The sequence below is a fragment of the Brevundimonas sp. AAP58 genome, assembly GCF_001295975.1.
Lineage (GTDB): Bacteria > Pseudomonadota > Alphaproteobacteria > Caulobacterales > Caulobacteraceae > Brevundimonas.
Map to the genome: position 1 here is coordinate 1 of NZ_LJHU01000072.1, position 26,238 is coordinate 26,238.

A 26,238-nucleotide genomic window follows, 5' to 3' on the forward strand; every position below is an offset into this window, starting at 1 on the left:
GCCCGGGAACTGGTAGGAGCTCAGCAGCTCGCGCACTTCCATCTCGACGAGCTCAAGCAGCTCCTCGTCGTCGACCAGGTCGACCTTGTTCATGAACACCACCAGCGCAGGCACGCCGACCTGACGAGCCAGCAGGATGTGCTCGCGGGTCTGGGGCATCGGGCCGTCGGCGGCCGACACGACCAGGATCGCGCCGTCCATCTGCGCCGCGCCCGTGATCATGTTCTTCACATAGTCGGCGTGGCCCGGGCAGTCGACGTGGGCGTAGTGACGGTTGGCCGTCTCATACTCGACGTGCGCGGTGTTGATGGTGATGCCGCGCGCCTTCTCTTCCGGCGCGGCGTCGATGTCCGCATAGTTCATCGCCTTGGCGCCGCCGGCTTTGGCCAGCGTCATCGTGATCGCCGCCGTCAGCGTCGTCTTGCCGTGGTCAACGTGACCGATCGTGCCGATGTTGCAGTGCGGCTTGGTGCGTTCGAACTTTTCCTTGGCCATTCTCTTCTCTCCGTCCCCTGATGAGGGGGCTATCCTAGGGTTTTCAGGGGGTTGGGGTTAGGCGCTGTACTTCTTGATCACTTCGTCGGCGACGTGTTGCGGCACCGGCTCATAGTGGTCGTACTGCATGGTGAAGGCGGCGCGGCCCTGTGACATGCCGCGAAGCGTGTTCACATAGCCGAACATGTTGGCCAGCGGCACGAAGGCGTTCACCACCGTGGCGTTGCCGCGCATGTCCTGACCCTGGATCATGCCGCGACGACCGTTCAGGTCGCCGATGACCGAACCCAGGTAGTCTTCCGGCGTCACGACCTCGACGGCCATGATCGGCTCGAGCAGGCGGGGTCCGCCCTTCTCGCGCAGTTCCTTGAAGGCCGCGCGCGAGGCGATCTCGAACGCCAGCACCGAGGAGTCGACGTCGTGGTAGGCGCCGTCGATCAGGGTCGCCTTGAAGTCGATCAGCGGGAAGCCGGCCAGCAGGCCGTTTTCCTTGGCCGACTCGAGGCCCTTCTGGACGCCCGGGATGTATTCCTTGGGCACCGCGCCGCCGACGATCGAGCTTTCGAACACGAAGCCCGTGCCCGGCTCGCCCGGCTCGAACACCAGCTTGATGCGGGCGAACTGGCCCGTGCCGCCGGTCTGCTTCTTGTGGGTGTAGTCGATCTCGGCCTTGCGGGTGATGGACTCGCGATAGGCCACCTGCGGCGCGCCGATGTTGGCCTCGACCTTGTAGGTGCGCTTCAGGATGTCGATCTTGATGTCGAGGTGCAGCTCGCCCATGCCCTTCAGGATGGTCTGGCCCGACTCATGGTCGGTCGAGACGTTGAAGGACGGATCCTCGGCGGCCAGCTTGGCCAGGGCGACGCCCAGCTTTTCCTGGTCGGCCTTGGACTTGGGCTCCACGGCGATCTCGATGACCGGGGCGGGGAACTCCATCTTCTCCAGGATGACCGGCGACTTGGTCGGGTCGCACAGGGTGTCGCCCGTGCGGGTGTCCTTCAGACCGGCCAGGGCGACGATGTCGCCGGCGTAGGCTTCCTTGACGTCCTCGCGGTTGTTGGAGTGCATCAGCAGCATGCGCCCCACCCGCTCCTTGCGGTCGCGGGTCGAGTTCAGCAGGCCCATGCCCGTTTCCATCTTGCCCGAGTACAGGCGGCAGAAGGTCAGCGAGCCGACGAAGGGGTCGTCCATGATCTTGAACGCCAGAACCGACAGGGGCTCTTCGTCCGAGGCCTTGCGGGTCACGGGCTCTTCAGTCCGGAAGTCGATGCCCTGGGTCGGCGGGATGTCGACCGGGCTCGGCAGGTAGTCGACGACGGCGTCGAGCAGGGTCTGCACGCCCTTGTTCTTGAACGCCGAGCCGCACAGGATCGGATAGAAGGCGCCGGTCAGCACGGCCTTGCGGATGCACTTCTTGATGGTCTCTTCCGAAGGCTCGTTGCCCTCGAGGTAGGCTTCCATCGCCTCGTCATCCAGCTCGACGGCGTTGTCGATCAGGTACTGGCGGGCCTCGTTGGCCTTGTCGACCATGTCGGCCGGGATCGGCACGTCCTTATAGGAGGCACCCAGGCCGTCGTTGTCCCAGACGACGCCGGTCATGCGGACCAGGTCGACCAGGCCGGTCAGGTTGGATTCCGAACCGATCGGCAGCTGGATCGGCACGGCCTTGGCGCCCAGGCGGTCGCGGATCGACTCGACCGACTTGTCGAAGTCGGCGCCGATCTTGTCCATCTTGTTGACGAAGACGATGCGTGGAACCTTGTACTTGTCGGCCTGACGCCAGACGGTCTCGGTCTGGGGCTCCACGCCGGCGTTGCCGTCCAGCACGGTCACGGCGCCGTCCAGCACGCGCAGCGAACGCTCCACTTCAATCGTGAAGTCCACGTGGCCGGGGGTGTCGATGATGTTCAGGCGCTTCTCGCGCCAAAAGGCGGTCGTCGCGGCCGAGGTGATGGTGATGCCGCGTTCCTGCTCCTGGTCCATCCAGTCCATGGTCGCGGCGCCGTCGTGGACTTCGCCGATCTTGTGCGACTTGCCGGTGTAAAACAGGATCCGCTCGGTCGTCGTCGTCTTGCCCGCATCGATGTGGGCCATGATGCCGAAGTTGCGGTAGTCCTCGATCTTGTGCGTGCGGGGCATGGGAAACGCCTTGAAAAGTTTTCAGGGCGCGAAATGCGCGCCCTCGGGGAGTTCGTCGATGTCGGGATATGCGAGCGCGGGCGATCTAGCTCAAACCGCCCGCGCCGGATAGTCCCAGATAGTCAGCGCCCGGCCCTTAGAAAAGGGATGCGACGCTTTGAAGACGTTACCAGCGGTAATGGCTGAAGGCGCGGTTCGCCTCGGCCATCTTGTGGGTGTCTTCGCGCTTCTTGACCGCGGTGCCGCGGTTGTTCGAGGCGTCCAGCAGCTCGGCGGCCAGCTTCTCGGTCATGGTGTTCTCGCCGCGCTTGCGCGCCGCGTTGACCAGCCAGCGGATGGCGAGCGCGCGACGGCGATCGGGGCGAACCTCGACCGGCACCTGATAGGTGGCACCGCCGACGCGACGCGACCGGACCTCGACCGACGGGGCGACGTTGTCCAGCGCGGTGTGGAAGGTCTGGACCGGCTCCTGGTCCTTCTTCTTCTCCGCCAGGATCTCGAAGGCGCCATAAACGATGTTCTCGGCGACGGCCTTCTTGCCCTCGTACATGACGTAATTCATGAACTTGGTGACGATCAGATCCTTGTACTTGGGATCCGGCAGGACTTCGCGTTTCTGGGCGCGGTGACGACGGGACATGGGCTTCTACCTTGTTCTTGTTCTTACTTCGGACGCTTGGCGCCGTAGTGCGAGCGGCGCTGCTTGCGGTCCTTGACGCCTTGCGTGTCCAGCACGCCGCGCAGGATGTGGTAGCGGACGCCGGGCAAGTCCTTCACGCGGCCGCCGCGGATCAGGACCACCGAGTGCTCCTGCAGATTGTGGCCCTCGCCGGGGATGTAGCACACGGCTTCGTAGCCGTTCTTGGCCAGGCGGACCTTGGCGACCTTACGCAGGGCCGAGTTCGGCTTCTTGGGGGTCGTCGTGTAGACGCGGGTGCAGACGCCGCGGCGCTGGGGCGAGCCTTCCAGGGCCGGCACCTTGTTGCGCACGGGCTTGGGCTTGCGGGGCTTGCGGATCAGCTGGTTGATCGTGGGCATTACAGTCTCGACTTCTGATGGAGGCGTGTGCCTGTCGGCCGGAGCGCCTCGGTTTCCTTCTTTTTGAACGAGGCCTGAGCCCCGCCCGGGATCGTTCGAGCCGTTACGCCACGCTCAAACAGAAAAACCGGAACGCGCGCTTTGGGCGTTCCGGCGGGCACAGCCCGTCCGTTCGATTGTCGCGATCAGGATGGGGCGAACCCCGTCTCGAAAGTCCGGCGCGTTTACGCGGACGGGCCTGTCAGGTCAAGGGCGCGACGCCCCTACTCCGCCACCGGCCGCGTCAGGTCGAACTCCACGCGGAAGTGCCGGTTGGGCCGGCGCAGTTCATAGGCGAACATCCGGTCCGGATAGACCTCCATCGCCCAGACGTTGGTCGTCGAGACCGAGGCGTCCCAGGCGTTGAACAGCTCGATGGAGAAGGCGTCGACCGGGAAGTCCTGCCGGGCCTCCGTCCCCGCCGCTGTCGTGTCGCCGCCGTACCAGTGCAGGCCATCGGGCCGGCCTGCCAGATCGCGGTGATCGTGCTTCAGCGTCAGGCCCGTGTCCGTTCGCGTCACCACCCAGGTCCGCGACCGGTCCTCGCCGACCCAGAAGGGAATGCGCACCTCGTCTGTCGAGCAGTCGCGCACATGCATGAGCAGGCGCTGGCTGGCGAAGCTTGAGTCGACCGGATCGGTCGTCACCACCCTTCCCTCGAACCTCAGGCCGCAGAGCGCGTTCAGCCGCGCCATGAAGGCGTCCTGCTGCGAAGACGATCCGGCGGGCAGGCTGGCGCAGGCGGCGAGGACCAGAAGTAGGGGCGCGATCAGGAGGGCTTTCATGCCCCGACCCTGGGGCCCAGGCCGCGCCAAGGCAACGCCCTAAGTCCGGCGTTGACTTCGGAACCTTCCTGAGTATGTTCCGCGCCTCTCATTTTACGGCTTCCCCGCCGTCGCAAAGGTAATTTCCGATGGCCAAGCCCGCCTCGATCAAGATCCGCCTGAACTCCACGGCCGACACCGGCTTCTTCTACGTCACCAAGAAGAACGCCCGCACCATGACCGAAAAGATGGTCGTTAAGAAGTACGATCCGGTCGTGAAGAAGCACGTCGAGTTCAAGGAAGGCAAGATCAAGTAAGGGCACCTTCCGCCCCAACGCCAAAGCGCCCGGCCTCGCGGCCGGGCGTTTTTGTTTGAGAGGCAATCAGACGACCAGGATCAGTCCGCTGCCTCCACCGCAGCCAGAATGGCGTCCGCCACTACGCGCGGCTGGGCCAGCATGATCAGATGCCCTCCGTCCGCGTGGGTCACCGTCGCGGTCATCGTCGTGGCGAAATGGGTCTGCAACTGGGCCGGAATGATCTGGTCTCCGTCGGCGACGACATAGTGCGTCGGCTTGACCGACCAGGCCGCCGTCGCCCCGATCGCCCCATCGTTGACGCCGAAGAAAGTCGGATGCTGCGTCGCCGCCAGCACCGCCTGCTGCCGCGCCGGAAGGCCCGCCGAGAACCAGCGCGCCATCGGCTCGGCCGGCCACGTCACCCAGCCCTGCGCATCCGCGTGCAGGCTGCTGAACCACTCCGGCTGCGGAAACGCCGACAGGATCGCATTGACCGACTGGTTCGGGCCCGGCGCGAACGCGGCGACATAGACCAGAGACCGGACCTTGTGGTGATTTCCCGCCTCGGAGATCACCACCCCGCCATAGGAGTGGCCGACCAGAACGACGTCGCCCGCCTGATCGTCGATGACGCGCCGGACGGTCGCCACATCGGCCTCGAGGCTCGACAGCGGGTTCTGCACCGCGACGACATTCAGGCCCGCGTCGATCCGGTGCCCGGCCACCTCGCTCCAACACGACCCGTCTGCCCAGGCGCCGTGGACGAGCACCACCGTCGGTCGATCCTGTGCCGCCGCCGAGCCGGTGCCAAGCCCGATTGCTGCGAACAACGGTAGGCCCCAACGAAGAAGAAAACGCGTCATGTTCACCCTCCAACTTCACCGGCAGAGTGGGCTCTAATCACCGCACTTTCATGACGGCTGCCAACCTCCGATCCTATCGAAGGAAATCCCGATTTCCACTTAACGTTTCCGAAAATGGTTCTCGGCTACGCTCTCCCGGTAGCAGGGAGTTTCGGCCCCAGTAATGCCGACGATCGAAGTCCTGACGGAGCGCGCCGAGCCGGTCGAACCCACGACCCCGGCCGGCCAGATCTTCACCCGGTTCCAGTCGGAGCCGGACACCCTCGTCGTACCCGTCGTCGAGGACGGCCGCCCGGTCGGCCTGGTGGAACGCAATGCCTTCCTGCTGAAGATCGCCGGCCCCTTCGGCCACGCGCTCTACGCCAATCGTCCGGTCTCGGTGGTCATGGATCCCGAGCCCGCCGTGGTCGACGCCGGCGTTCGCATCGACGCCTTCTGCGACATCCTCATCAAGTCCGGCCCGGGCGCCCTGATGCGCGGCTTCATCGTCACGCACGAGGGTCGCTATCGCGGCGTCGGCACCGCCGTCGGCCTGCTCGCCGCCGTCAACGACGAGCAACGCAGCCGCAATCAGGAACTCGCCGATCAGGCCCGCGCCCTGACCGACAGCCGGACCCAGGCCCTGGCCTCGGCCCGCGCCAAGAGCCAGTTCCTGGCCATCATGAGCCACGAGCTGCGCACCCCGATGAACGGCGTCCTCGCTGTCGCCGAGCTCCTGCGCCGCCAGCCTCTGAACGAGGCCGCCCACGCCCACGTGCAGACCATCGTCGACTCCTCCGAGACCTTGCTCCGCATCCTCCAGGACGCGCTGGACCTGTCGCGCGCCGAGGCCGGCGAGCTCGAGATGAACCCGCAGCCCACGCCGCTACGCGCCCTCATGGACGACATCGAACAGATGTGGGCCCCGCGTGCCTCCCAGGACAGCGTCCGCCTCATGGTCGGCTACGAAGGCGATACCGAGCTTGCTGCCCAGATCGACGCGGTCCGCCTGAAGCAGGTGTTCAACAACCTGATCGGCAATGCGCTCAAGTTCGCGCGCAACGGCGTGGTGGAAGCCAGCCTCAAGGCCTGGTCCGAGAATGGCCGCGTCCATCTGGAGGCCCGCGTCCGCGACGACGGGCCAGGCGTCGATCCCGACCGTGTGGACGCCATCTTCGAACCCTTCGTCCACGGCTCCGGCCCGGACGGGGCCGGCCTGGGACTATCCATCTGCCGTCAGATCGTCGAGCGGCTGGACGGCCGCATCTGGGCGGAGAACAACGCCGGCCGCGGCGCCACCTTCGCCTTCGACCTGACCGCGCCGCTGGCCGACCGTCCGGCCGAAACGGCGACCAACGTCTCCTCCCTGTCCGAGCTCGACCTTCAGGCCACCCCGCACATCCTCATCGTCGACGACAACGCCACCAACCGAGTGGTCGCTCAGGCGCTGTGCGAGATGTTCGGCTGTACCTCCGAAACCGCAGAAGACGGCCTTGAGGCGCTCGACGCCGTCCAGTCCCGCCCGTTCGACCTCGTCCTGATGGACATCAAGATGCCGCGCATGGACGGCGTCCAGGCCACCCAGGCGATCCGCGCCCTGCCCGGCGCGGTCGGCGCCATCCCGATCGTCGCGCTCACTGCCAACGCCGACCCGGACGACGCCAAGCACTATCTGTCGATCGGCATGGCCGCGGTGGTCGAAAAGCCGATCAAGCCCGAACGCCTGCGCATGGCCATGAACGCCGCCCTGTCGCCCGATACGGCCGAAGCCGCGCCAGCCCCGTCCAAGACGCGCCGCGCCGCCTGAACCCCTTCGCAGCCGCCGGGGCCACTGCTAAGCCTTGGCGCATGAAGCACCTCATCTCCCTCGCCGCCCTCGCCCTGCTCGGCGCCTGCGCCACCGCGCCCGCTCCCGTTTCGACCGACTCTCCGCCCCGCTATTCGACGCCCGAGGAGTACGTCGCCGGCCAGCAGGCCTACCTCGAATGGAACGGCGCGCGACGCGGCTGGGCCACCACGGCCTCGGGCCTGCAGTACCGCCGCGAGGGTCGTGCCAACCCCTCCGGCCGCCAGCCGACCGCGACCGACACGGTCCGGGTCCACTACGAGGGGACCTTCATCGACGGGCGCAAGTTCGACAGCTCCTACGACCGGGGCGAGCCGGCGGAGTTTCCGCTCAACCGCGTCATCCGCGGCTGGACCGAGGGCGTGGCCCTGATGCGCGAGGGCGAGACCTTCCACTTCGCCATCCCGGCCTCGCTCGGCTACGGCGACCGCTGGGTCGGCGGCAACGAACTGCCACCCAACTCGACATTGCTGTTCAAGGTCGAGCTGATCGAGGTGAAGTAGGACCTAGACCGCCCAGCTGGGATCGCGCTTGTCGAGAAAGGCGCGGACGCCCTCCTGGCCTTCGGGCGAGACGCGCGCGCGGGCGATCCGTTTGGCGGTCTCCTCCATCAGGCCGCGATCCATCTTCTGGCCCGCGACGTCATGGACGAGGCGCTTGGCCTCGCCCATGGCGCCCGGCGCATTGCGGGTCAGGCTGTCGGTCAGCATCGAAACGAACTCGTCCATCGACCCGTCGGGCAGGACCATGTCGATGATCCCGGCGTGGGCCGCATAGTCGGCGTCGAAGATGTTGGCGGTCAGGAACAACTGCCGCGCCCGACGCGGGCCGACGGCCTCGATGACGTAGGGGGCGATGGTCGCCGGAATCAGACCCAGCTTGACCTCCGAGAAGGCGAAGCGCGTCCCCTCGACCGCCACGGCCATGTCGCAGGCGCAGACGATGCCCGCGCCGCCGCCCATGGCCGCGCCCTCGACCAGGGCGACCGTCAGAGCCGGGATGTCGTGCAGGCTCTTGAGCATCTTGGCCAGACCCATGGCGTCGTCGCGATTGTCGCTCTCGGACCAGTCGACCGCGTCGCGCATCCAGCCCAGGTCGGCCCCCGCGCTGAACGTCCCGCCCGCCCCGCGCAGGAAGACGACCCGCACATGATCCGCCCCATGCAGGGTCTCGAACGCCTCGTGCAGGGCCGCAATGGTGGCGGCGTCGAAAGCGTTCTTCTTTTGCGGCCGATTGATGGTGACGAACACCACGCCGTCAGAGGTCGAATCGATCTGCACCAGGTCGTCGTTGGCGTCGGGGGCCGGATCGGGGACCAGGGGCTGGGCGATGGCGTTGATCTCGGCGGCCTCGCCGGGCGTGATGTCGAGGGCGTTCAGGTCGGGGTCGGTGGGGTCGCGTTGATCGGTCATGTCGCGCTTCTAACGTCGATCAACCGACAAGGCCGCATCTTTTCCACAACAGCGTTCGCAGAACATATTGCCAACCTGAACAAATGGGGTACACTAGGCAGCGCTCGGGGGACATCAATCGTTCAGGGTACGCCTAATGACGACAAACCACCCTACCGGCTCCACCGCTCATTTGGGCTACGCTCAGATCGCCGGGGGCTTCCATGCGACCCGTTACGCCTCGGCGCGCGGTCATCCCATGACCCACATGCTCACCATCAACTTCAACCGCTTAGATGTCAGCGAAGACCAGGTCTCATCGCTGTTTCGAGAGGTTCGCCTGCGCGTCGCCCGCGCATGGCGCTACGCCAGACTGAGAGACGAACTCCTCGGTACGTTCGACTACTTCCATGTCCAAGATAACCCGAACAGCAAGACGAACGTACACTGGGCTCTCCACATTCCACCAGGCAGGGGGCTCTGGTTCGAGAAGCTAGTGCTCGACCGACTCGCCAAACTCATCGGCTCCAACTTAGACAGCGACGCTGTGAAGATGACGACCGTCACCACGCCCGGCGGCATGGCGAAATACATGCTCAAGGGGGCAAATCCCATGTTCGCCAGCCACTTCCACATGTCAGATTGGGTAGCGAACCGAGGAACAGTCATCGGCCGCCGTTTCGGTACAAGCCGCAGCCTTGGCCGCACGGCACGCAAAGCGAACTGGGTCAGGAAGGCATCTACATCCTGAACACGCCGAACGTCGTGTCGGCTATCGGGGCATTGAGCGACGCGCTGATGGCGAGCCCCAGCACATCCCGCGTCTGGGCCGGGTCGATGACGCCGTCGTCCCACAGGCGGGCGGTGGCGTAGTAGGGGTTGCCCTCGTCCTCGTACTTCTGGCGGACCGGGGCCTTGAAGGCTTCGGCCTGTTCCGGCGTCCAGGTGTCGGCGTCGCGGTGGACGGTGGCCAGCACGGCGGCCGCCTGCTCTCCGCCCATGACGCTGATCCGGCTGTTGGGCCAGGTGAAGAGGAACCGGGGGCTGTAGGCCCGGCCGCACATGCCGTAGTTGCCGGCGCCGAAGCTGCCGCCGATCAGGACGGTGAACTTGGGCACATTGGCCGAGGCGACGGCGGTGACCAGCTTGGCCCCGTCCTTGGCGATGCCGCCGGCCTCGTACTTTCCGCCGACCATGAAGCCACTGATGTTCTGCAGGAAGACCAGCGGGATCTTCCGCTTGCAGGCCAGTTCGATGAAGTGGGCCCCCTTCAGCGCGCTCTCTGAGAACAGCACGCCATTGTTGGCCAGGATGGCGACCGGATAGCCCCAGATGCGGGCGAACCCGCACACCAGGCTGGAGCCGTAGAGCGGCTTGAACTCCTCGAAGTCGGAGCGGTCGACGACCCGGGCGATGACCTCGCGCACGTCGTAGGGGGCGCGGACGTCGTCGGGAATGATGCCGTACAGCTCCTCGGCCGGCAGCGCCGGTTCGCGCGGCTCGCGTACGTCGAGATCGACGGATTTGACGCTGTTCAGATGGCCGACGATGTCGCGGACGATCTCCAGGGCGTGCTCGTCGTTCTCGGCGACATAGTCGACGACGCCGGACTTGCGGCCGTGGGTCTCGGCCCCGCCCAGGTCCTCGGCCGAGATGACCTCGCCGATCGCGGCCTTCACCAGCGGCGGCCCGGCCAGGAAGATGGTGCCCTGATTGCGCACGATCACCGTCTCGTCCGACATGGCCGGGACATAGGCACCACCGGCGGTGCACGATCCCATGACGCAGGCGATCTGGGGGATGTTCCGCGCGCTCATCCGCGCCTGGTTGAAGAAGATGCGGCCGAAGTGGTCGCGGTCGGGGAAGACTTCGGCCTGGTGCGGCAGGTTCGCCCCGCCGGAGTCGACCAGATAGACGCAGGGCAGGTTGTTCTGCTCGGCGATCTCCTGGGCGCGCAGGTGCTTCTTGACCGTCATGGGGAAGTAGGCGCCGCCCTTCACCGTCGGGTCGTTGGCGACGATCATGACCTCGCGGCCCGAGACGCGGCCGATGCCGCAGATCATCCCGGCGCCGGGCGCCTCGTCGCCGTACATGCCGTTGGCGGCCAGTTGGCCGATCTCCAGGAAGGGCGAGCCGGGGTCCAGCAGGCGTTCGACCCGGTCGCGGGGCAGCAGCTTGCCACGGGCGACGTGGCGGTCGCGGCTGGCGTCGGAACCGCCGCGCGCCGCCCTGGCCACCTTGTCGCGCAGCTCAGCCACAAGGGCCGTGTTATGGGCGTGGAGCGCTTTGAACGAAGGGCTGTTCGGATCGACGGCGGAAGTCAGCTTCGGCATGGCGTGGGTTTAGGGCGGAATGGGATGGTCGGGAAGCCACCTGCTTCCCTTGCGGCGTGGCTGGGTTTGGTCATCCATCCCGAAGACCTGTTCGAGCGGGCCATCTTCCTGACTTACCGCGTGGCGATGACGCTGATGGGCGGCTAAGGATCTGGCGTGGTCCTCGCGCTCATTTTCGGTCTGCTCGGCCTGATCTTCGGCAGCTTCATCGCCGCCGTGACGATCCGCATGCCCCGGGATGAGGACATCGTCCTCGCCCCCTCCCGCTGCATGAGCTGCGGCCTGACGCTTAGGCCTTGGCATCTGATCCCGGTGTTCAGCTGGCTGATCCAGCGCGGCAAGTGCGCCAAATGCGGGGCGACCGTCTCTCCTCGCTACATCCTCATCGAGTGCGCAGCGGGCACCATCGGCGTCTGGGCCGCGCTCGCCGGCGACGGCGACCTGATCTGGACTGTCGCCACCGCTGTCCTGGGCTGGCAGCTCCTGCTGCTCGCCCTGATCGATGCCGAGAACTTCTGGCTGCCGGACGAGTTGACCCTGCCGCTGATCGCGTCGGGCCTCATCGCGTCTGCCGTCATCGGCTCCGGCTGGCCGGTCGATCAGATCATCGGAGCCGTCACGGGCTTTTCAGGCCTCTGGCTCGTGGCCCTCGCCTACCGAACGCTGCGGCGCCGCAATGGCATGGGTGCGGGCGATCCCATCCTGTTCGCAGGCGTGGGGGCCTGGGTCGGCTGGCAGGGCCTGCCCACGGCGTTGTTGTGGGCTTGCGCCGCCGGATTCAGCCTTGTCCTGACCTTCCTCATCACGCGCCGCAAGGTCAGCGCGACCGACCGGCTACCCTTCGGGACCCTTCTGGCGATCGGACTGTGGCTGACGTGGCTATGGGGGCCGATCAGCGGATGAGATTGGACTCGCGGGGCACCAGGCCCAGAGCGTCCAACTCCTAAGGTTTTTGGCAAACTACAACACGCAACGTCCTGTATTCAAAATCATCGTCCTGTGACCAGCTTGACCACGATGTGAGCGGTGGTTTCGATGATGGCCTCAGGCGGCGTTTCGCCTCGCCGCAGCAGGTCGAACCCGGCGGCGACCGACTCGACCAGATTGGCCACCTCATAGGACGCCAGCCGGGGATCCAGCCCGACCGCATGATATCCAGTCGCATGGGCCACGGCGATGCGCCGTTCGAACGCCAGATGGACCCGACGGAGACGTCGTACGCGCGATTCGACGAACCCCGCCTCGCCCTTGTCGGCCAGCATATGCTCGATCCGAAGCACCGGCCCGTGCTCGCGCCAGATGAGCAGCACGTCCATGATGTAGGCGCGTGCCGCGCCGAACGCAGCCTCCGCCGACCAGTCGCCCTCAAGATGTCGCGACAGAGGCTGGAACTCCGCTGCAACGCCCTCGCAGAGCGCCAGAACCGGCTCCTCGACTGTCTTGAAATAGGTATAGAAATTTGATGGCGAGACGCCTGCTTCCGCCGCCACGTCGGCGACCCGAATCTCGCCCAGATGCCGACGATCCAGCAGCCGCCGCGTCGCCTCCAGAATCGCCGAACGCGTCCGCCCGCCGCGAGCGCCTATGCGGTGACCCAGCTTGTTGATCGGGCGGTCGGGCATGGGAGCGGCCGCGATTGAGTGGTGCCGGCGGAGAGGATCGAACTCCCGACCTTCGGTTTACAAAACCGCTGCACTACCGCTGTGCTACGCCGGCTCGCGGTGGCCTTTAGCGGGGGAAACCAGCCGGATGCAAGCCGAGGCCGTTCAGGCCGCCTCGGCTAACGCCATCGACGCGGCCCGCTGTTCCGCCCAGGGGATCAGCGTCGACCGCGGCCAGACCACCAGCCAGGACCGCGGCAGGTATTCGCCGCTGTCGATCAGGGCCTTGCGGGTCGGCGAACTGGTCCCCGCCCGCTCGGTGTGGATTTCGCCCGGCCCCTGATGGATGATGAAGGCCCCGCCTTTCAGCGGATTGAGCCTGAGGTATGCCAGACGCGGGCTGATCGTCTCCAGCGGCGGATCGTAGAACCAGCTCGACCCGATCATCCCGGCCAGCTCCGGCCGCGTCTTGCAGATCGCGGCCGCCGTGGCCCAGGCGCGGTCCCAGCCGGCCTCGTTGAAGTCCTCCAGCTGGCGCGCCTCGGTGTGCACCTCCAGCCAGGGCCGCTTCCAGCCCTGGGCCCGGACGTACTGGATCAGCTGGCCCCAGCCGTAGCCGTCGCGACCGTTCTTGACGATCTGCCCCGGCCCCACTGGCGACGACAGGTCGATCGTCTGCGTCCGCGCCCCCGGCACGCTGAGCACCAGCGCCATCCGCACATCCTTGGCCCAGTGGTCGCGGTCATAGGCCGCGTCGGTTTCGGCCGCCGCCGTCAGGAACTCGGCCATCCTGTCGAGCCAGTACGGATAGAGCTCCATCACCTCGCCCGGCAGGGCCGCCTGCCTGGCCCGCCCCGGCAACTCCAGCGCCCAGGTGGCGACCAGGGCCCGGCGCATCGCGTCGGTGGCGTCCTCGCCGAGCGCCCGGTCGGCCGCGTGGCTGGGCAGGTCGAAGTTCCAGTGGGGCGCGGACGTCACGGCCGGGTCCACGGCCTCGACCGAGGCGATGTCGACGCGGGCCCGTTCGTCGGGCGTCAGGCGGGCGCGCACGGCGTTGAACGCCGCGACTTGGGTGTTCGTGAGCGTTTCCATTCGCGCAGATTGCCACACGCCGGTTGGCGAACCTTTAAGGGCTGGCGAGACGTCTCGCCGCCGCGCTAAACCGCCCGCGACCCTCTATGTGGAGCCTGACATGAGCATCGCCGCCCGCTTGACCGAACTCGGCATCACCCTGCCCCAGCCCGCCGCGGCCGTGGCCAATTATGTGCCGTTCGTGCGGACCGGCAACCTGCTCCACATCTCCGGCCAGATCTCGATGGACGCGTCCGGAGGCATCAAGGGCGTGGTCGGCAAGGACTTGAGCCCCGAACGCGCCGCCGAGGCCGCGCGTCTGTGCGGCATCAACCTGCTGGCCCAGATGAACGCCGCGCTGGACGGCGACCTGGATCGCGTGGTCCGCATCGTGAAGCTGGGCGGCTTCGTCCAGGCGGGCCCGGGCTTTCATGCCATTCCGGCGGTCATCAACGGCTGCTCGGACCTGATGGTCGAGGTCTTCGGCGACAAGGGCCGCCACGCCCGCTCAGCCGTCGGCGTCTACCAGCTGCCGCTGGGGGTCGCGGTGGAGATCGACGCCGTGGTGGAGGTCGCCTAGGCTGTCCCGCGACCCTTTAGGAAGGATGCCAGAACAGCCTCGGCCGCGATCTCGGAGGGATCGCGCCCTTCGCGTCCCATGAGGTCTAGCGCTGCAGTCTGTCGCGCCGCCTGATCGGCCCGCGCCGCCGGATCGTCCAGCAATCGTCCGACCTCGGCAGCGAAGGCTTCAGGCGTCGCGTCATTCTGGATCAGTTCGCGCGCGATCTCGGCGTCGGCCGCATGGTTGAATAGGGTCGCGTACTTGCCGGTGAAGAAGGGCTTCATGATCGCATAGCTGAGCGGCTGGAAGCGGTAGCCGATGACCATCGGAGCGCCGGCCAGGGCCAGTTCGATCGAGACGGTGCCCGACGTCGCCAGCGCCACGGTGGCCGCCTTCATGGCCGAATACTTGTCGGCCTCGCCGACCAGATGCGCCCGAAACGGCCAGGCGGCGACCCGGGCGGCGACGTCCTCGGCCACGGTGCCGGCGGCCACGACCGCCACCTCCAGCCCCGGCCGTTCGGCCTTCAGCCGCGCCACGGCCGCCTCATAGACGGGCGTCATCAGCCGGATTTCGCTCGGCCGGCTGCCGGGCAAAACGAGCAGCAGGGGCGCGTCCGCCGCGATGCCCCGCGCCCGCCGAAAACTCTCCGGATCGGCCCCGCTCATGTCGACATGCAGGGCCTGGGAGCCCACGACGGTCGTCGGCAGGCCCTCCTTCTCGAACCACGGTGCGTCGAAGGCGTAGAGCGCCAGCAGATGATCGACCGCCCCCGCCAGGGTTTTGGCCCGCCCCGGACGCGACGCCCAGACCTGCGGCCCGACGTATTTGATCAGCCTCACGTCCGGCAGCACCGCCCGGATCGCCTTGGCCACGCGGATGGTGAAGCCCCAGCTGTCGATCAGCACGACCGCGTCCGGCCGCTCACGCTGAGCCAGCGCCACCGTGTCGGCGACCCGCGCCTTGACCCGGCCATAGGCGCGCAGGCCTTCGATCCAGCCCAGGATCGACAGTTCGGCGATGTCGAACGGACTGTCGATACCTTCCGCCGCCATCTTCGGCCCGCCGACGCCGACCAGCGCCACATTAGGCCGCCGGGCGCGCAACGCCTTCGCCAGCCCGGCCCCGAGCGCATCGCCCGAGGCCTCCGCCGCGACCAGCATGACCTTCATCGGCTTTCGCCCCAGACGAACAGGCCCAACCGATCCGCCGCCGCGATGATCGCCGCCCGGTCGATCAGGATCAGCCGGTCCGCGACCCCGCCGACGCCCGCCAGCCCTGCGGCGGCCGCCATCTCGACCGTGCGCGCCCCCATTACCGGCATGTCGACCCTCAGATCCTGAATCGGCTTGGGCGCCTTGCCGAGCGCGCCCTTCAGCGAACCCGCTGCGCCCCGCAGGTCGGCCGGCAGCCCCGCGACACGGGCCAGCATGGCGTCGGTCCCCTCCTGCGCCTCCACCGCCAGCACCAGGCCGTCGCACACCACCGCCCCCTGGCCGATGTCGAGTTCCCCCGCCTTTTCCGCGACGTGCAGCGCCTTCCTCAGGTCGGCCAGCTGCGCCTCCGTCGGTGCTACCCGCCCCAGCGCCCCGGCAGGCAGGGTCTCGCCGCCCAGGATGTCGTCCGCCCCCTCGATGCCGTAGCCCTCAGCTTCGAACACCGACAGGATCTTCCGCAACAGGGCGTCGTCGCCCCTGGTCGCCGCCGCGATGATGCCCGGCAGCACCGTGGCACCCTTCAGATCGGGCTTCAGGCTCTTGAAGTCGGGCCGGTTCACCGTGCCCGCGAAGCAGACCGCGGCGCATCCGGCCTTCTTCAGCGCCGACAGCACCTTGCCGATCTCGGCCATGCCCGCCTCGACGCCCGGATAGCGGACCAGATGAGCGTCGGCGAACCCCGACAGCCTCACCACGAACACCGGCCGCCCCTCGGCCTCGCACCGCGCCGCGATGGCCAGCGGCAGGGCGCCGCCGCCCGCGATCAGGCCGAGCTTGCCCGCCGTCACGGCTAGGCCTCCGGCAGGCACAGGGGCCGCTTGGCGTCCTCGCGGATGAAGGCGACGATCTCCATGATCTCGGGCAGGTCGGCGTAGTCGGCCTCGACCCGCGTCAGCCGGTCGGCGAACACCCCGTCACCCTCAAACAGGTCGCGGAACGCCGCCAGCAGCCGCCGCACGGCGTCCTTGCCATAGCCCTTCCGCTTCAGACCGATCAGGTTCAGCCCGTGCAGCCGCGCATGGTTGCCCCAGGCCGAGCCATAGGGGATCACGTCCCGCGTCACCGCCGCCAGCCCGCCGACGATCGCGCCCTGCCCCACCCGGCCGTTCTGATGAACGGCGCAGAGTCCGCCCAGGAACACACGGTCGCCGATCCGCGCGTGCCCGCCCAGCGTCGCCTGATTGGCCATAACGACATGGTCACCCACCACGGCGTCATGCCCGACATGCGCCCCCGTCATGAACAGGCCGTTCGAACCCACCCGCGTCACGCCCGACCCCTGCGGCGTGCCCCGGTTGAAGGTCGCGTGCTCCCGGATCGAATTGTCCGAGCCGATCTCCAGCCGCACCGACTCGCCCTTGTAGCCGTTGTGCTGGGGGTCTCCGCCGATCACGGCGAAGGGATGGATCACCGTCCGCGCCCCAACGTTCGTGTCCTGCTGGATCACCACGTGGCTGACCAGATGCACGCCCTCGGCCAGGACCACCCCAGGCCCCACCGTGCACCAGGGTCCGATCACGACATCATCGGCCAGCACGGCCGAGCCGTCCACGATCGCCGTCGGGTGGATATGGCTCATGCGACCGGCTGCTCGACGGTCACGGCCATGGCCATGAACTCAGCCTCGGCGGCCAGCTTGCCGTCGATGAAGGTCTCGCCGCGGAACTTGTAGGCGTCGCCGCGGGCTCGGGTCACGACGACGTTCATCCTCAGCTGATCCCCCGGTCGCGCGGGTTTCCTGAACCGCACGCCGTCGATCGACATGAACATGATGACCTTGTCGGCCACGTTCACGTCGAGGCTCTTGGACATCAGCAGCGCGCCCGTCTGGGCCATGGCCTCGACGATCAGGACGCCCGGCATGACCGGATCGATCGGGAAATGGCCCGGAAAGAACGGCTCGTTGTGGCTGACGTTCTTGATGCCCGTCAGCGAGGTCGCAGGCACGAAGTCTTCGGCCTTGTCGACCAGCAGGAAGGGATAGCGGTGCGGCAGCCGCCGCATCACCTCGGCGTAATCGATCTTGCCGCCGTCGTCAGTCATCCGTCCGGGCTCCCTTGCGTCCCGCCTGTCTGGAGACCCAGACGGTCTCGCGCAAGAACTGGCGGATCGGTTTCGCCGGATAGCCGGACCAGGTTTCGCCCGCCGGAATGTCGGCCAGAACGCCCGCGCCCGCCGCGACGCGCGCGCCCTCGCCGATGGTGATGTGATCCCCGATCCCCGCCTTGCCGCCGAAGATCACCCCGTCACCGACCTTGCAGGACCCCGAGATTCCGACATGGCCCGCGATCAGGCAGTTCCGGCCGATGACGCAGTTGTGGGCGATCATGACCAGATTATCGATCTTGGTGTTCTCGCCGATGAACGTGTCGTCGAAGGCGCCGCGGTCGATGCAGGTGTTCGCCCCCACGGTCACGCCGTCCTGCAGGATGACGCGGCCTAGCTGGGGCACATCGACCGGCCCGGTCGCCCCACCGGCCGCGCCAAAGCCGGGCTCGCCGATGGTGGCCCCGGCATAGATTTTCACCCGGTCGCCGACCAGGGCGAAGCGCAGGCTGACGTTGGGACCGATGTCGCAGTCGCGCCCGATCTGAACACCGGGGCCGATGACCGTATTGGCGCCGATCCGCGTGCCCCGCCCGATCCGCGCACCGACGCCGACGATGACGCCGGGTTCGAACACGACGCTTTCGTCTTCGCTGGCCTCCTGCAGCGAGGAGGACGTCAACCGAACCGGCCGGTGCAGGGCCGCTGAGGCCGCCGCCCAGGCGGCCTGGGGCGTACGCGAGACGATGATCGAGGCGCGGCTGGGAGCCGCGTCGACCGCCCCAGCCGGAACGATCACGCATCCCGCCGCCGAGGCCCTGAGCGCCTCGGTAAACTTGCGGTCGCCGAGGAACCCGACGGCGTCCTCTGTCGCGGAGGCCAAGGGCGCGACACGGCGGATCGTCTGGCCACAATTGCGAACGACCTCGCCGCCCGTCAGGGCCGCAAGGTCGTCGACGCTGAGCGGGCTCAGCGTGTCGAAGAACCGGGGATCGGGCTGGACGCCCATCCGGCCTACTGCGCCGCTTGGACCGGAACCGCCAGGCGGTTGAAGCTGAGCGAGGGCAGCTGGGTATTCAGGCGCTCGATCGCGGCGTCGGTGATGTCCATCGCCGGGTTCATGATGAAGACGCTCGTGCGATCGATCAGGATACCGCAGCCGCGCTCTTGATAGAGGGCGAGCAGGATCGGATCGACCGCTTCCGTGATCAGGCGGATCTGCTCGGACCGAGTGTACCGCAGTTCGTTCTCACGGGTTTGCTCAAGCTGCCGAGCCTCCGAAATGCGAGCCTGCAGCGCTTGCACATCCGCCTCCGGCGCGGCATCGCCGAGGCCTCTTAGGCGCTGAATCTCGCTCTCGATCGTGGGGCCGTAGGGTTGCAGCTCGACCTGAACTTCCTGGGCCAGCTGCGCCATGCGGGCCTGAACCGACTGGCCGACCGTCGATTGGGAGAGCAGACGCTGATTGAAATAGACGCAGACGCCCGGGATGACGGGACCGGGGTTGGCCACCCCTTGGGTTTGAGCGACGGCAGTCGAGCCGATCAGAGAAACGAGGGCCGCAGCCCCGATGGCGAGAAGTTTCATACTTGGAACCTTGTGTGGTCCGGATTGGACCGCTCTTTAGAACTGGGTTGATGTCGAGAAACGGAAGGTCTCGGTGCGATCATAGTCCTCTTGGCTGAGGATCTTGCTGAAGTCGAAACGGATCGGCCCCATCGGCGAACGCCAGTGAACGCTGAGGCCCGCCGACGCTCGCAATGACAGGTCATCCGCGATGGCGACGTCACGCTGTCCATCCGAGCCGATTGTGAATCGATCGTCGAGTACGCCCAGGGTGCCGACGTCGGCGAACAGCGAAGTACGGATGCCATACTGCTCGGGCAGACCGTTGGGCAGCGTCAGCTCCGCGCTGGCCACGGCGTAGAAGTTGCCACCCAGCGCGTCATTGGTTGCCAGGTCGCGTGGCCCCATACCAGCGTTCTCGAAACCTCGAAACGAATTGCCGCCCTTGAAGAAGCGATCGTTGATCCGAACGGCGTCTCCCGCCCAACCACTGACGTAGCCAAGGGAACCGTTGACTGAGACGATCCAGGCCGGGGTGATGCCATAGTAGGCGGTCGCCTCCACCTCGGACTTGATATAGTTCACGTCACCACCGAGCCCGGCGAAGTCCTGTCGCAAGGAGCCCGTCCAGCCACGCGTGGGTCGGATCGGATCGTTGCGACGATCCACCAACAAGGTGTAGCCGACGGAGGAGTTCAGGCTCGCGCCGGCCTGTTCACACAGGGCGCGGGATCCGAAACCCCCGGCATTGCAGTAGCCGTCCGGAACGATGATCTCGTCGTCCTTGATGAAGTAGCGGGTCGAAAAACGGCTGTAGCCGTTCAGCGGATAGGTCAGGCGAAGACCCGCGCCGGTGGAGCGATAGTCGAACGACGACTCGTCCTGGAAGTCGTAGCGCGAGTGGAACAGGTCGAAGCCCGCGCCCACGTCACGACCCAGGAACCTCGGCTCGGTGAAGCGGAAGTCGATCTGCTGGCGCAGCGATCCCCACTCGACGCGTGCCACCAGGTTCTGGCCCCGGCCGCGGAAGTTCCGCTCCGAAATGCCCAGGTTGACCACGAAGCTGTCGACCGAGCTGAAGCCGGCACCGACCGACAGTTCGCCCGTAGGCTGCTCCTCGACCGTCACATTGACGATCGAGCGATCCGGGGCAGACCCCTGCGTTTCCTCGATCTCGACTTCGGCGAAGAAGCCCAGAGCCCGAAGATTGTTGCGCGACCGCTCGACCAGGGAGCGGTTGAAAGCGTCGCCTTCGGTCAGCATGAGCTCGCGCCGGATGACCGGATCGATGGTGCGCGTATTGCCCACGACGTTGATCCGATCGACGTAGACGCGCTGGCCTTCGGCAATGTTGAAGGTGACGTCGATGGTGTCAGTTTCAGGGTTCGGTCGATAGGTCGGATTGATGTCGACGAAGGCATAACCCGCCGAACCCGCCGCGAACGTCAGGGCATCGACCGAGCTCTCGATGCGGTCACTCTCGTAGAGGTCGCCCGAACGGATCGGCAGCAGGGCCTTGAGCAAATCAGTGTTGAGACGATCATTCTCGGTGACAACGTTGATCTCACCGAAGTTGTAGCGATCCCCTTCGTCGACCGTCAGGGTGATGGCGAAGGCGCTGTTGTCAGGGGCCAACTCGGCCACGGCCGAGACGATGCGGAAGTCGTAGTAGCCGCGGTTCGTATAGAAGCTGCGCAACTGCTCGCGGTCGTAATCCAGCCGGTTCGGGTCGTAGTTGTCGTTCCGCGTGAAAAGCCGCCACCACTGCGACTGCTTGGTCACCATGACCTCACGCAGCTCGCTGTCGGAAAACGCCTGATTGCCCAAGAAGGTGATCGACTGAACGCCTGTCTCCGGGCCCTCGTCGACCTCGAAGATCACATCGACCCGGTTCTGATCCAGTTGAACCAGCTTGGGTGTCACCGTCGCCGAAATCCGGCCCGACAGGCGGTACAGCTCGATGATCGAGCCGACATCTTCCTGCACGCGGGCGCGAGTGTAGATGCCACGCGGCGCGATGGTGACTTCCTCGCGCAGCTTGTCCTCGCTGATGGCGTCGTTGCCCTCGAACACCACCTGATTGATGATGGGGTTCTCGACGATCTCCACGATCAGATCGCCGTTGGCCTGCAGCCCGATCTGGACGTCGGCGAACAGCTGGGTGCGTGTCAGGGTGCGGATGGCGACGTCCAGCAGGACCGGGTCGATCGTATCGCCTGGCTGGATCGGCAGATAGGACAAGACCGTCGTCTGGTCGATGCGCTGATTGCCGCGCACGAGGATTCGGTTGACCACGCCCGTCTCGGGCTGTTCGGCCTGCTGGGCGACCTGGCCTGGTTGTGCTGCGGGTGCCGGAGCCGTCTGGGCCAGCACAGGCGACGCCGCGGCCAGGGCGACGACGCTCGCTGTGGCAGCGCAGATACGACGAAGCGATCGGGCCGCCGGGAGGGTCGCGTCGCGAGGGTCAGTCAGGATCATTCGGGAAACCATCGGGGGCTGGCGTCGGCTCAACTGGCGAGCCCGCCGAGGAATTGGAACAGGTTCAACTTCTGAAGGTCGTTCCAGGTCGCGAACAACATCAAAGCCGCCAGCAAAGCAAGACCGACCCGGTACCCTGTCTCCTGAACCGCGGCCGCGACTGGCTTCTTGGCCACAGCCTCATAGGCGTAGAAGACCAGGTGGCCGCCATCCAGAACCGGGATGGGCAACAGGTTTAGAAAGCCGATTCCGATCGAAAGTATGGCGGCGAAGCTGGTCAGCGTCAGAAGCAGGTTGATCGTCGTCGCAACCGGGTCCGGATTGGCTGCCACCGCCGCATTGGTCAGGGCGCCTGACGCCTTGGCGATGCCCAGCGGCCCGCTCAGTTGGTCGCCGCTCTCACGGCCCGTGAAGATGCGTCCCAGATAGGTCAGGGTGGTTCCCAGGATGTCGCCGGTCTCGCGGAAACCCTGCCCCACGGCCTCGATGGGATTGTAGCGGACCTGCCGCGCCTCTGCCCGCGTGGAGGCCAGCGCCAGCCCGATCCGGCCGACAGACACTCGCCCTGCGATGGGATCGTCCTGCACCACCCGCTCGGGCGTGGCGATCAGCTCGATCTCGCGGCCCTGTCGCTCGACGGTGAAGCGGACGGCGTCGCCGCTGGACAGGCTGACCTTACGGGTCACCTCGCCTGCGTCCTCGATAGGTCGGCCATCCAGCCCCGTGATCAGATCGCCCGGCAGGAAACCGGCCTCGGCCGCCGGCGATCCCGGCGTCACCTCGGCGACCCGCGCGGGACGCAGCTCGACGCCCACGATCGAGAACAGGACGGCGAAGATGGTGATCGCCAGTACGAAGTTGGCGAAAGGCCCGGCCGCCACGATCAGCATGCGCTGCCAGACCGGCTTGAAGTGGAAATAGTCGCGCTCGGCCCCTGCCCCTTCCGTTCGCTGAATGTCGGCCTTCAGCGCGTCCAGCCCCCGGCTGTCGGGCACGCTGGACGCATCCATGTCACCCGAGAACTTGACGTAGCCGCCCAGCGGCATCCAGCCGACGCGCCACTCAATCCCGTGCTTGTCGGTCCGACTGAAGATCGCCTTGCCGAAGCCGATGGCGAACCGATCGACCTTCACGCCGAAGGCTCGCGCCACCCAGAAATGGCCTAGCTCGTGGATGGTGACGATGACCGTCAGCACCAGAAGAAAGGGCACGACGTACATCAGGACCGAGGTCAGGGCGTCCAGCATGCGGTGTCCGCGTCTCCGTTACCGTTGGGCCGTCGCCTAGGCGGCGATGGCCAGAGCCTGGACGAAGCCCGCCGCGACGCGACGAGCCTCGGCGTCCAGCGCCAGAGCCCCCTCGCAGCCGTCGCCAGCCTGAGAAACCGCCCCCGTCGCCGTCATCCGATCCAAGGTCTCGGCGACGACCGTGGCAATATTGAGAAAGCCCAGACGACGGTCAAGAAACGCGAGCGCGGCGACCTCATTGGCCGCGTTGAACACGGTGGGCGCGCCGCGTCCCGCCTCCAACGCCTCGCGCGCCAGCCGCAGCGCCGGGAACCGGACGGGATCCGGCGCCTCGAACGTCAACCGACCCAGCGCCGCCAGGTCCAGCTTGGGCGCCGGCCACGCCATCCGGTCGGGCCAGGCGAGCGCGCAGGCGATCGGCGTCTTCATGTCCGGCGGCCCCATTTGCGCCAGCGTCGAGCCGTCGACGTATTCGACCAGGCTGTGGATGATCGATTCCGGGTGCACCACCACATCGATCTTCGTAGCCGGCATGCCGAAAAGATACGCCGCCTCGATCATCTCCAGGCCCTTGTTGGCCATGGTGGCGCTGTCCACGCTGATCTTGGCCCCCATGCTCCAGTTGGGATGGGCCACGGCCTGTTCCGGCGTCATCGACGCCATGGCCTCGCGCGAGGTCTGGCGGAACGGCCCGCCCGACGCCGTCAGCACCAGCTTGGCGACCTGCTCGGGCGCATCCGCCGGAAACACCTGGAAGATCGCCGAATGCTCGGAATCGACGGGGATCAGTCGCCCGCCCGCCGCCGTGACCCGCTCGATCAGGCTGGAGCCACAGCAGACCAGGCTCTCCTTGTTGGCCAGAGCCAGGGTTGCGCCGGTGGCCGCCGCCGCCCAGGCCGACTTCAGCCCGGCGGCCCCGACGATCGACGCCATGACCAGATCGGTCGGCCGCGTCGCCGCCTCGGTGATCGCCGCCTCGCCCGCCGAAGCCTCAACGCCGGTCCCCGCCAGCGCCGCCTTCAACTCCTCCAACCGCGTCTCGTCCGCCGTCACCGCCACGGCCGGACGCCACCGCCGGGCCTGCTCGGCCAGCCTGGCGATGTTCGCGCCGCCGGTCAGCGCCACGACCTCGAACCGACCGGTCCCCGCCGCCTCGGCATGTTCCATCAGGTCCAGCGTCGATGTGCCCACCGACCCCGTCGACCCCAGCACGGTGACGCGCCGCTCGATCATGGCCGTCCGTCCAGCATCATCGACCCCAGTCGCCCCGCCGCCATCACCACAGCGGCGAACATCAGCCCATCCACCCGGTCCAGCAACCCACCGTGCCCGGGGATCAGCCCGCCCGCGTCCTTGACCCCGAAGCGCCGCTTCAGAGCCGACTCCCACAGGTCACCCGCCATGGTCGCGAGCGCCCCGACCAAGCCCAGGCCCAGCCCCCAGATCGGATCGGGCAGACCCATCGGCAGAAAGCTCGCCACCAGCCACCCGGCCGCCGAGCCCGCGACCAGACCTCCGACGAAGCCCGACCACGTCTTATTGGGCGAGTAACGCGGCCACAGCTTCGGCCCGCCCAGCAAACTGCCGACCAGGAAGGCCATCACGTCGGCAGACCACGCCACCACGAAGACCATGATGGTCCAGCTCAGGCCAATTCCGGAATCCCCGTCCCTCAGCCAGATCAGCAGGACCGCCGGCCAGCCGAGGTAGAGCACCCCATAGGCCGCATCGACGCCCTCATAGCCCATCCGCCGCGCATAGATCGCCACCGCCGCCGCGCCGAACACCAGCACCACCAGCGCCGCCGACATGGCCCCCGTGTGCGCCGTCACCGTCGCCGCCACGATGGCCAGGGCCACGCCCGCCGCGATCGGCCCCCGCCGTCCCGGCGCGCTCATCGCCGCCCACTCGCGCGACAGCAGCACCACGGCCGCCAGGATGATCGCCAGGAACCACAGGCTGCCCGCCCAGATGGCCAGCACCGCCATCGGGGCCAGAACCAGGGCCGACGCCGCCCGGATGCCCAGGTTCTTCAGCGACACCATCAGCCGGCCGCGAGCACCGGACGCGCGGCGATGGCTCCGAACCGCCGGTCCCTCTGGCGAAACTGCCGCACCGCGTCGCCGAGCGCCTCGGGTCCGTAATCGGGCCACAGCACGTTCTGATAGACCAGCTCGGCATAGGCCGCTTCCCACAGGAGGAAGTTCGACAGCCGCTGCTCACCCGAGGTCCGCACGATTAGATCGACCGGCGGCCCGCCCGCCGTCGACAGCCCCGCGCCCAGAGACCCTTCGTCCAGCGGCCCCGTCGCCTGCCCGGCCAGCAACTGATCGACGTATTTCTGCGCCGCATCGACGATGTCGGCCCGGCCGCCGTAGTTGAACGCCACCTGCAACAGGAAGCGGCTGTTGTGCGCCGTTGTCCGCTCCGCCCTCTCCACGATGGCGGCGATGTCGGCCGGCAGGCCCGTCCGGCGGCCCAGCACCCGCACCTTCACGCCTTCGCGCTCCAGGCGGTTCAGATCGCTCGCCACATAGGACCGAACCAGCCCCATCAGGTCCGAGACTTCCTCGGCCGGCCTGCGCCAGTTCTCGGTCGAGAAGCCGAACACTGTCAGGCATTCGATGCCGAAGTCCGGCGCCGCCTGCACCGTCCGCTTCAGCGCCTGAACGCCTTCGCGATGACCCATGGCCCGAGGCAGACCCCGGCTTTCCGCCCAGCGCCCGTTTCCGTCCATGATCAGGGCGACATGGCGCGGCCCCGCGTCGGGGTCCGCCAGGGCGCCGGGATGGGCCGTCATCCGCTCCAGTCCTCTCGCGATCCTGAGCCCCCGCTCAGACCTGCATGATCTCAGCTTCCTTGGTCTTCAAGGCTTCGTCGATACGCTTGATGGCCGCATCGGTGTCCTTCTGGACCTCGGTTTCCATCTTCTTCTGTTCGTCCTGGCTGATCTCGCCCGCCTTCTCGGCCTTCTTCAGGTCGTCGTTGGCGTCACGGCGCACGTTGCGAACGGCGATCTTCTGCTGCTCGGAATACTTGCCGGCCAGCTTGACCAGGTCCTTGCGGCGCTCCTCCGTGAGCGGCGGGACCGGGATGCGCAGCATCGTCCCGTCCACGATCGGGTTCAGGCCCAGGTTGGCGTTGCGGATGGCCTTCTCGACCGCGCCCACCATGCCCTTGTCCCAGACGCTGACCGAGATCATGCGCGGCTCGGGCACGCTGATCGCCGCCACCGCCGTCAGCGGCGAGGTCGAGCCGTAGGCC

29 protein-coding genes and 1 tRNA gene are annotated in these 26,238 nt (G+C 67.1%); 7 read left to right on the plus strand and 23 right to left on the minus strand.

The features are described from left to right. From IP78_RS09880 to IP78_RS09900, 5 genes are all read right to left on the minus strand, one after another. On the minus strand, positions 1 to 495 hold a 495-nt coding region (locus IP78_RS09880; protein WP_156320360.1), incomplete at its 3' end, for a GTP-binding protein. 57 nt (positions 496 to 552) lie between these two features. Next, positions 553 to 2,634 carry an elongation factor G gene (gene fusA / locus IP78_RS09885; protein WP_054111515.1) on the minus strand — a complete coding sequence of 694 codons (2,082 nt, stop codon included), beginning with the start codon at positions 2,632 to 2,634 and terminating at the stop codon, positions 553 to 555. Between the two features lie 166 nt (positions 2,635 to 2,800). Continuing rightward, positions 2,801 to 3,274, minus strand: coding sequence for a 30S ribosomal protein S7 (rpsG, locus tag IP78_RS09890; protein WP_054111516.1), 474 nt, complete (start codon positions 3,272 to 3,274; stop codon positions 2,801 to 2,803). 23 nt (positions 3,275 to 3,297) lie between these two features. Further along, the gene (gene rpsL, locus IP78_RS09895; RefSeq protein WP_021697983.1) at positions 3,298 to 3,672 is read right to left on the minus strand and encodes a 30S ribosomal protein S12; all 375 of its coding nucleotides are present in this window, start codon (positions 3,670 to 3,672) and stop codon (positions 3,298 to 3,300) included. 263 nt (positions 3,673 to 3,935) lie between these two features. Then, positions 3,936 to 4,496 (minus strand): hypothetical protein, encoded by a 561-nt coding sequence (locus IP78_RS09900; protein ID WP_054111517.1) that lies wholly within the window; start codon positions 4,494 to 4,496, stop codon positions 3,936 to 3,938. Positions 4,497 to 4,624: 128 nt separating this feature from the next. Here IP78_RS09900 and rpmG point away from each other — a divergent pair, with 128 nt between their 5' ends. Then, entirely contained in the window at positions 4,625 to 4,792 is a 168-nt protein-coding gene (rpmG, locus tag IP78_RS09905; RefSeq protein ID WP_029417689.1) for a 50S ribosomal protein L33, read from the plus strand. Between the two features lie 80 nt (positions 4,793 to 4,872). Here the strand turns inward: rpmG and IP78_RS09910 are convergent, their stop codons facing one another. Further along, positions 4,873 to 5,637: an alpha/beta fold hydrolase gene (locus tag IP78_RS09910; protein WP_054111518.1), complete on the minus strand. Its 765-nt coding sequence runs from the start codon at positions 5,635 to 5,637 to the stop codon at positions 4,873 to 4,875. A 163-nt stretch (positions 5,638 to 5,800) separates the two neighbouring features. On the opposite strand from IP78_RS09910, the gene IP78_RS09915 reads away from it, so the two are divergent. Continuing rightward, positions 5,801 to 7,423, plus strand: coding sequence for a response regulator (locus IP78_RS09915; protein WP_054111519.1), 1,623 nt, complete (start codon positions 5,801 to 5,803; stop codon positions 7,421 to 7,423). Positions 7,424 to 7,464: 41 nt separating this feature from the next. Further along, positions 7,465 to 7,965, plus strand: a complete 501-nt coding sequence (locus IP78_RS09920) for an FKBP-type peptidyl-prolyl cis-trans isomerase (protein WP_054111520.1) — start codon at positions 7,465 to 7,467, stop codon at positions 7,963 to 7,965. Between the two features lie 3 nt (positions 7,966 to 7,968). On the opposite strand, the gene IP78_RS09925 is transcribed toward IP78_RS09920, so the two are convergent. Next, complete coding sequence (locus tag IP78_RS09925) at positions 7,969 to 8,874, minus strand: enoyl-CoA hydratase-related protein (protein WP_054111521.1); 906 nt, start codon at positions 8,872 to 8,874, stop codon at positions 7,969 to 7,971. A gap of 238 nt (positions 8,875 to 9,112) precedes the next feature. Here IP78_RS09925 and IP78_RS09930 point away from each other — a divergent pair, with 238 nt between their 5' ends. Next, positions 9,113 to 9,604, plus strand: a complete 492-nt coding sequence (locus tag IP78_RS09930; RefSeq protein WP_156320361.1) for a hypothetical protein — start codon at positions 9,113 to 9,115, stop codon at positions 9,602 to 9,604. On the opposite strand, the gene IP78_RS09935 is transcribed toward IP78_RS09930, so the two are convergent. After that, positions 9,594 to 11,186 (minus strand): carboxyl transferase domain-containing protein, encoded by a 1,593-nt coding sequence (locus IP78_RS09935; protein ID WP_054111523.1) that lies wholly within the window; start codon positions 11,184 to 11,186, stop codon positions 9,594 to 9,596. The genes IP78_RS09930 and IP78_RS09935 overlap by 11 nt on opposite strands. A 24-nt stretch (positions 11,187 to 11,210) precedes the next feature. Here IP78_RS09935 and IP78_RS15735 point away from each other — a divergent pair, with 24 nt between their 5' ends. Next, positions 11,211 to 11,333, plus strand: a complete 123-nt coding sequence (locus IP78_RS15735) for a hypothetical protein (RefSeq protein WP_255350747.1) — start codon at positions 11,211 to 11,213, stop codon at positions 11,331 to 11,333. Between the two features lie 9 nt (positions 11,334 to 11,342). Further along, complete coding sequence (locus IP78_RS09940; protein WP_054111524.1) at positions 11,343 to 12,089, plus strand: A24 family peptidase; 747 nt, start codon at positions 11,343 to 11,345, stop codon at positions 12,087 to 12,089. A gap of 86 nt (positions 12,090 to 12,175) precedes the next feature. On the opposite strand, the gene IP78_RS09945 is transcribed toward IP78_RS09940, so the two are convergent. From IP78_RS09945 to IP78_RS09955, 3 genes are all read right to left on the minus strand, one after another. Next, the gene (locus IP78_RS09945) at positions 12,176 to 12,808 is read right to left on the minus strand and encodes a TetR/AcrR family transcriptional regulator (protein WP_054111525.1); all 633 of its coding nucleotides are present in this window, start codon (positions 12,806 to 12,808) and stop codon (positions 12,176 to 12,178) included. Positions 12,809 to 12,827: 19 nt separating this feature from the next. After that, positions 12,828 to 12,902, minus strand: a tRNA-Thr gene (locus IP78_RS09950). A gap of 50 nt (positions 12,903 to 12,952) precedes the next feature. Continuing rightward, positions 12,953 to 13,879 (minus strand): hypothetical protein, encoded by a 927-nt coding sequence (locus tag IP78_RS09955; protein ID WP_054111526.1) that lies wholly within the window; start codon positions 13,877 to 13,879, stop codon positions 12,953 to 12,955. A gap of 100 nt (positions 13,880 to 13,979) precedes the next feature. Here IP78_RS09955 and IP78_RS09960 point away from each other — a divergent pair, with 100 nt between their 5' ends. Further along, on the plus strand, positions 13,980 to 14,438 hold the full coding sequence (locus IP78_RS09960; protein WP_054111527.1) for a RidA family protein: 459 nt from the start codon (positions 13,980 to 13,982) through the stop codon (positions 14,436 to 14,438). Here IP78_RS09960 and lpxB read toward each other — a convergent pair. The 12 genes from lpxB to frr form a co-directional block, all read right to left on the minus strand. Continuing rightward, positions 14,435 to 15,592: a lipid-A-disaccharide synthase gene (gene lpxB, locus IP78_RS09965; RefSeq protein WP_054111528.1), complete on the minus strand. Its 1,158-nt coding sequence runs from the start codon at positions 15,590 to 15,592 to the stop codon at positions 14,435 to 14,437. The genes IP78_RS09960 and lpxB overlap by 4 nt on opposite strands. Further along, positions 15,589 to 16,425, minus strand: a complete 837-nt coding sequence (locus IP78_RS09970) for an LpxI family protein (protein ID WP_054111529.1) — start codon at positions 16,423 to 16,425, stop codon at positions 15,589 to 15,591. The genes lpxB and IP78_RS09970 overlap by 4 nt, the downstream gene beginning before the upstream one ends. A 2-nt stretch (positions 16,426 to 16,427) precedes the next feature. Beyond that, positions 16,428 to 17,216, minus strand: coding sequence for an acyl-ACP--UDP-N-acetylglucosamine O-acyltransferase (gene lpxA / locus IP78_RS09975; RefSeq protein WP_054111530.1), 789 nt, complete (start codon positions 17,214 to 17,216; stop codon positions 16,428 to 16,430). Then, positions 17,213 to 17,680, minus strand: a complete 468-nt coding sequence (gene fabZ, locus IP78_RS09980; RefSeq protein WP_054111531.1) for a 3-hydroxyacyl-ACP dehydratase FabZ — start codon at positions 17,678 to 17,680, stop codon at positions 17,213 to 17,215. The genes lpxA and fabZ overlap by 4 nt, the downstream gene beginning before the upstream one ends. Beyond that, positions 17,673 to 18,692, minus strand: coding sequence for a UDP-3-O-(3-hydroxymyristoyl)glucosamine N-acyltransferase (lpxD, locus tag IP78_RS09985; protein WP_054111532.1), 1,020 nt, complete (start codon positions 18,690 to 18,692; stop codon positions 17,673 to 17,675). Before lpxD ends, fabZ begins: the two co-directional genes overlap by 8 nt. Before the next feature lie 5 nt (positions 18,693 to 18,697). Next, entirely contained in the window at positions 18,698 to 19,270 is a 573-nt protein-coding gene (locus IP78_RS09990) for an OmpH family outer membrane protein (RefSeq protein ID WP_054111533.1), read from the minus strand. Positions 19,271 to 19,306: 36 nt separating this feature from the next. Beyond that, the gene (gene bamA, locus IP78_RS09995; RefSeq protein ID WP_054111534.1) at positions 19,307 to 21,727 is read right to left on the minus strand and encodes an outer membrane protein assembly factor BamA; all 2,421 of its coding nucleotides are present in this window, start codon (positions 21,725 to 21,727) and stop codon (positions 19,307 to 19,309) included. 29 nt (positions 21,728 to 21,756) lie between these two features. Beyond that, complete coding sequence (locus IP78_RS10000; RefSeq protein ID WP_054111535.1) at positions 21,757 to 22,974, minus strand: RIP metalloprotease; 1,218 nt, start codon at positions 22,972 to 22,974, stop codon at positions 21,757 to 21,759. A 36-nt stretch (positions 22,975 to 23,010) separates the two neighbouring features. Beyond that, on the minus strand, positions 23,011 to 24,207 hold the full coding sequence (dxr, locus tag IP78_RS10005) for a 1-deoxy-D-xylulose-5-phosphate reductoisomerase (RefSeq protein WP_054111536.1): 1,197 nt from the start codon (positions 24,205 to 24,207) through the stop codon (positions 23,011 to 23,013). Then, positions 24,204 to 25,019, minus strand: coding sequence for a phosphatidate cytidylyltransferase (locus tag IP78_RS10010; protein WP_197272433.1), 816 nt, complete (start codon positions 25,017 to 25,019; stop codon positions 24,204 to 24,206). Before IP78_RS10010 ends, dxr begins: the two co-directional genes overlap by 4 nt. Then, positions 25,019 to 25,774 carry a polyprenyl diphosphate synthase gene (gene uppS / locus IP78_RS10015; RefSeq protein WP_054111537.1) on the minus strand — a complete coding sequence of 252 codons (756 nt, stop codon included), beginning with the start codon at positions 25,772 to 25,774 and terminating at the stop codon, positions 25,019 to 25,021. The genes IP78_RS10010 and uppS overlap by 1 nt, the downstream gene beginning before the upstream one ends. 34 nt (positions 25,775 to 25,808) lie before the next feature. Then, the coding region (gene frr, locus IP78_RS10020) for a ribosome recycling factor (RefSeq protein ID WP_054111538.1) at positions 25,809 to 26,238 on the minus strand (430 nt) is incomplete at its 5' end.

What these genes read in the sequence shown, in the direction of transcription:
- fusA (WP_054111515.1), bottom strand. Translation starts at nt 2,634, where the DNA reads ATGCCCCGCACGCACAAGATCGAGGACTACCGCAACTTCGGCATCATG.
- rpsG (WP_054111516.1), bottom strand. Translation starts at nt 3,274, where the DNA reads ATGTCCCGTCGTCACCGCGCCCAGAAACGCGAAGTCCTGCCGGATCCC.
- rpsL (WP_021697983.1), bottom strand. Translation starts at nt 3,672, where the DNA reads ATGCCCACGATCAACCAGCTGATCCGCAAGCCCCGCAAGCCCAAGCCC.
- IP78_RS09900 (WP_054111517.1), bottom strand. Translation starts at nt 4,496, where the DNA reads ATGAAAGCCCTCCTGATCGCGCCCCTACTTCTGGTCCTCGCCGCCTGC.
- rpmG (WP_029417689.1), top strand. Translation starts at nt 4,625, where the DNA reads ATGGCCAAGCCCGCCTCGATCAAGATCCGCCTGAACTCCACGGCCGAC.
- IP78_RS09910 (WP_054111518.1), bottom strand. Translation starts at nt 5,637, where the DNA reads ATGACGCGTTTTCTTCTTCGTTGGGGCCTACCGTTGTTCGCAGCAATC.
- IP78_RS09915 (WP_054111519.1), top strand. Translation starts at nt 5,801, where the DNA reads ATGCCGACGATCGAAGTCCTGACGGAGCGCGCCGAGCCGGTCGAACCC.
- IP78_RS09920 (WP_054111520.1), top strand. Translation starts at nt 7,465, where the DNA reads ATGAAGCACCTCATCTCCCTCGCCGCCCTCGCCCTGCTCGGCGCCTGC.
- IP78_RS09925 (WP_054111521.1), bottom strand. Translation starts at nt 8,874, where the DNA reads ATGACCGATCAACGCGACCCCACCGACCCCGACCTGAACGCCCTCGAC.
- IP78_RS09930 (WP_156320361.1), top strand. Translation starts at nt 9,113, where the DNA reads ATGACCCACATGCTCACCATCAACTTCAACCGCTTAGATGTCAGCGAA.
- IP78_RS09935 (WP_054111523.1), bottom strand. Translation starts at nt 11,186, where the DNA reads ATGCCGAAGCTGACTTCCGCCGTCGATCCGAACAGCCCTTCGTTCAAA.
- IP78_RS15735 (WP_255350747.1), top strand. Translation starts at nt 11,211, where the DNA reads ATGGTCGGGAAGCCACCTGCTTCCCTTGCGGCGTGGCTGGGTTTGGTC.
- IP78_RS09945 (WP_054111525.1), bottom strand. Translation starts at nt 12,808, where the DNA reads ATGCCCGACCGCCCGATCAACAAGCTGGGTCACCGCATAGGCGCTCGC.
- IP78_RS09955 (WP_054111526.1), bottom strand. Translation starts at nt 13,879, where the DNA reads ATGGAAACGCTCACGAACACCCAAGTCGCGGCGTTCAACGCCGTGCGC.
- IP78_RS09960 (WP_054111527.1), top strand. Translation starts at nt 13,980, where the DNA reads ATGAGCATCGCCGCCCGCTTGACCGAACTCGGCATCACCCTGCCCCAG.
- lpxB (WP_054111528.1), bottom strand. Translation starts at nt 15,592, where the DNA reads ATGAAGGTCATGCTGGTCGCGGCGGAGGCCTCGGGCGATGCGCTCGGG.
- lpxA (WP_054111530.1), bottom strand. Translation starts at nt 17,216, where the DNA reads ATGAGCCATATCCACCCGACGGCGATCGTGGACGGCTCGGCCGTGCTG.
- fabZ (WP_054111531.1), bottom strand. Translation starts at nt 17,680, where the DNA reads ATGACTGACGACGGCGGCAAGATCGATTACGCCGAGGTGATGCGGCGG.
- lpxD (WP_054111532.1), bottom strand. Translation starts at nt 18,692, where the DNA reads ATGGGCGTCCAGCCCGATCCCCGGTTCTTCGACACGCTGAGCCCGCTC.
- IP78_RS09990 (WP_054111533.1), bottom strand. Translation starts at nt 19,270, where the DNA reads ATGAAACTTCTCGCCATCGGGGCTGCGGCCCTCGTTTCTCTGATCGGC.
- bamA (WP_054111534.1), bottom strand. Translation starts at nt 21,727, where the DNA reads ATGATCCTGACTGACCCTCGCGACGCGACCCTCCCGGCGGCCCGATCG.
- IP78_RS10000 (WP_054111535.1), bottom strand. Translation starts at nt 22,974, where the DNA reads ATGCTGGACGCCCTGACCTCGGTCCTGATGTACGTCGTGCCCTTTCTT.
- dxr (WP_054111536.1), bottom strand. Translation starts at nt 24,207, where the DNA reads ATGATCGAGCGGCGCGTCACCGTGCTGGGGTCGACGGGGTCGGTGGGC.
- IP78_RS10010 (WP_197272433.1), bottom strand. Translation starts at nt 25,019, where the DNA reads ATGGTGTCGCTGAAGAACCTGGGCATCCGGGCGGCGTCGGCCCTGGTT.
- uppS (WP_054111537.1), bottom strand. Translation starts at nt 25,774, where the DNA reads ATGACGGCCCATCCCGGCGCCCTGGCGGACCCCGACGCGGGGCCGCGC.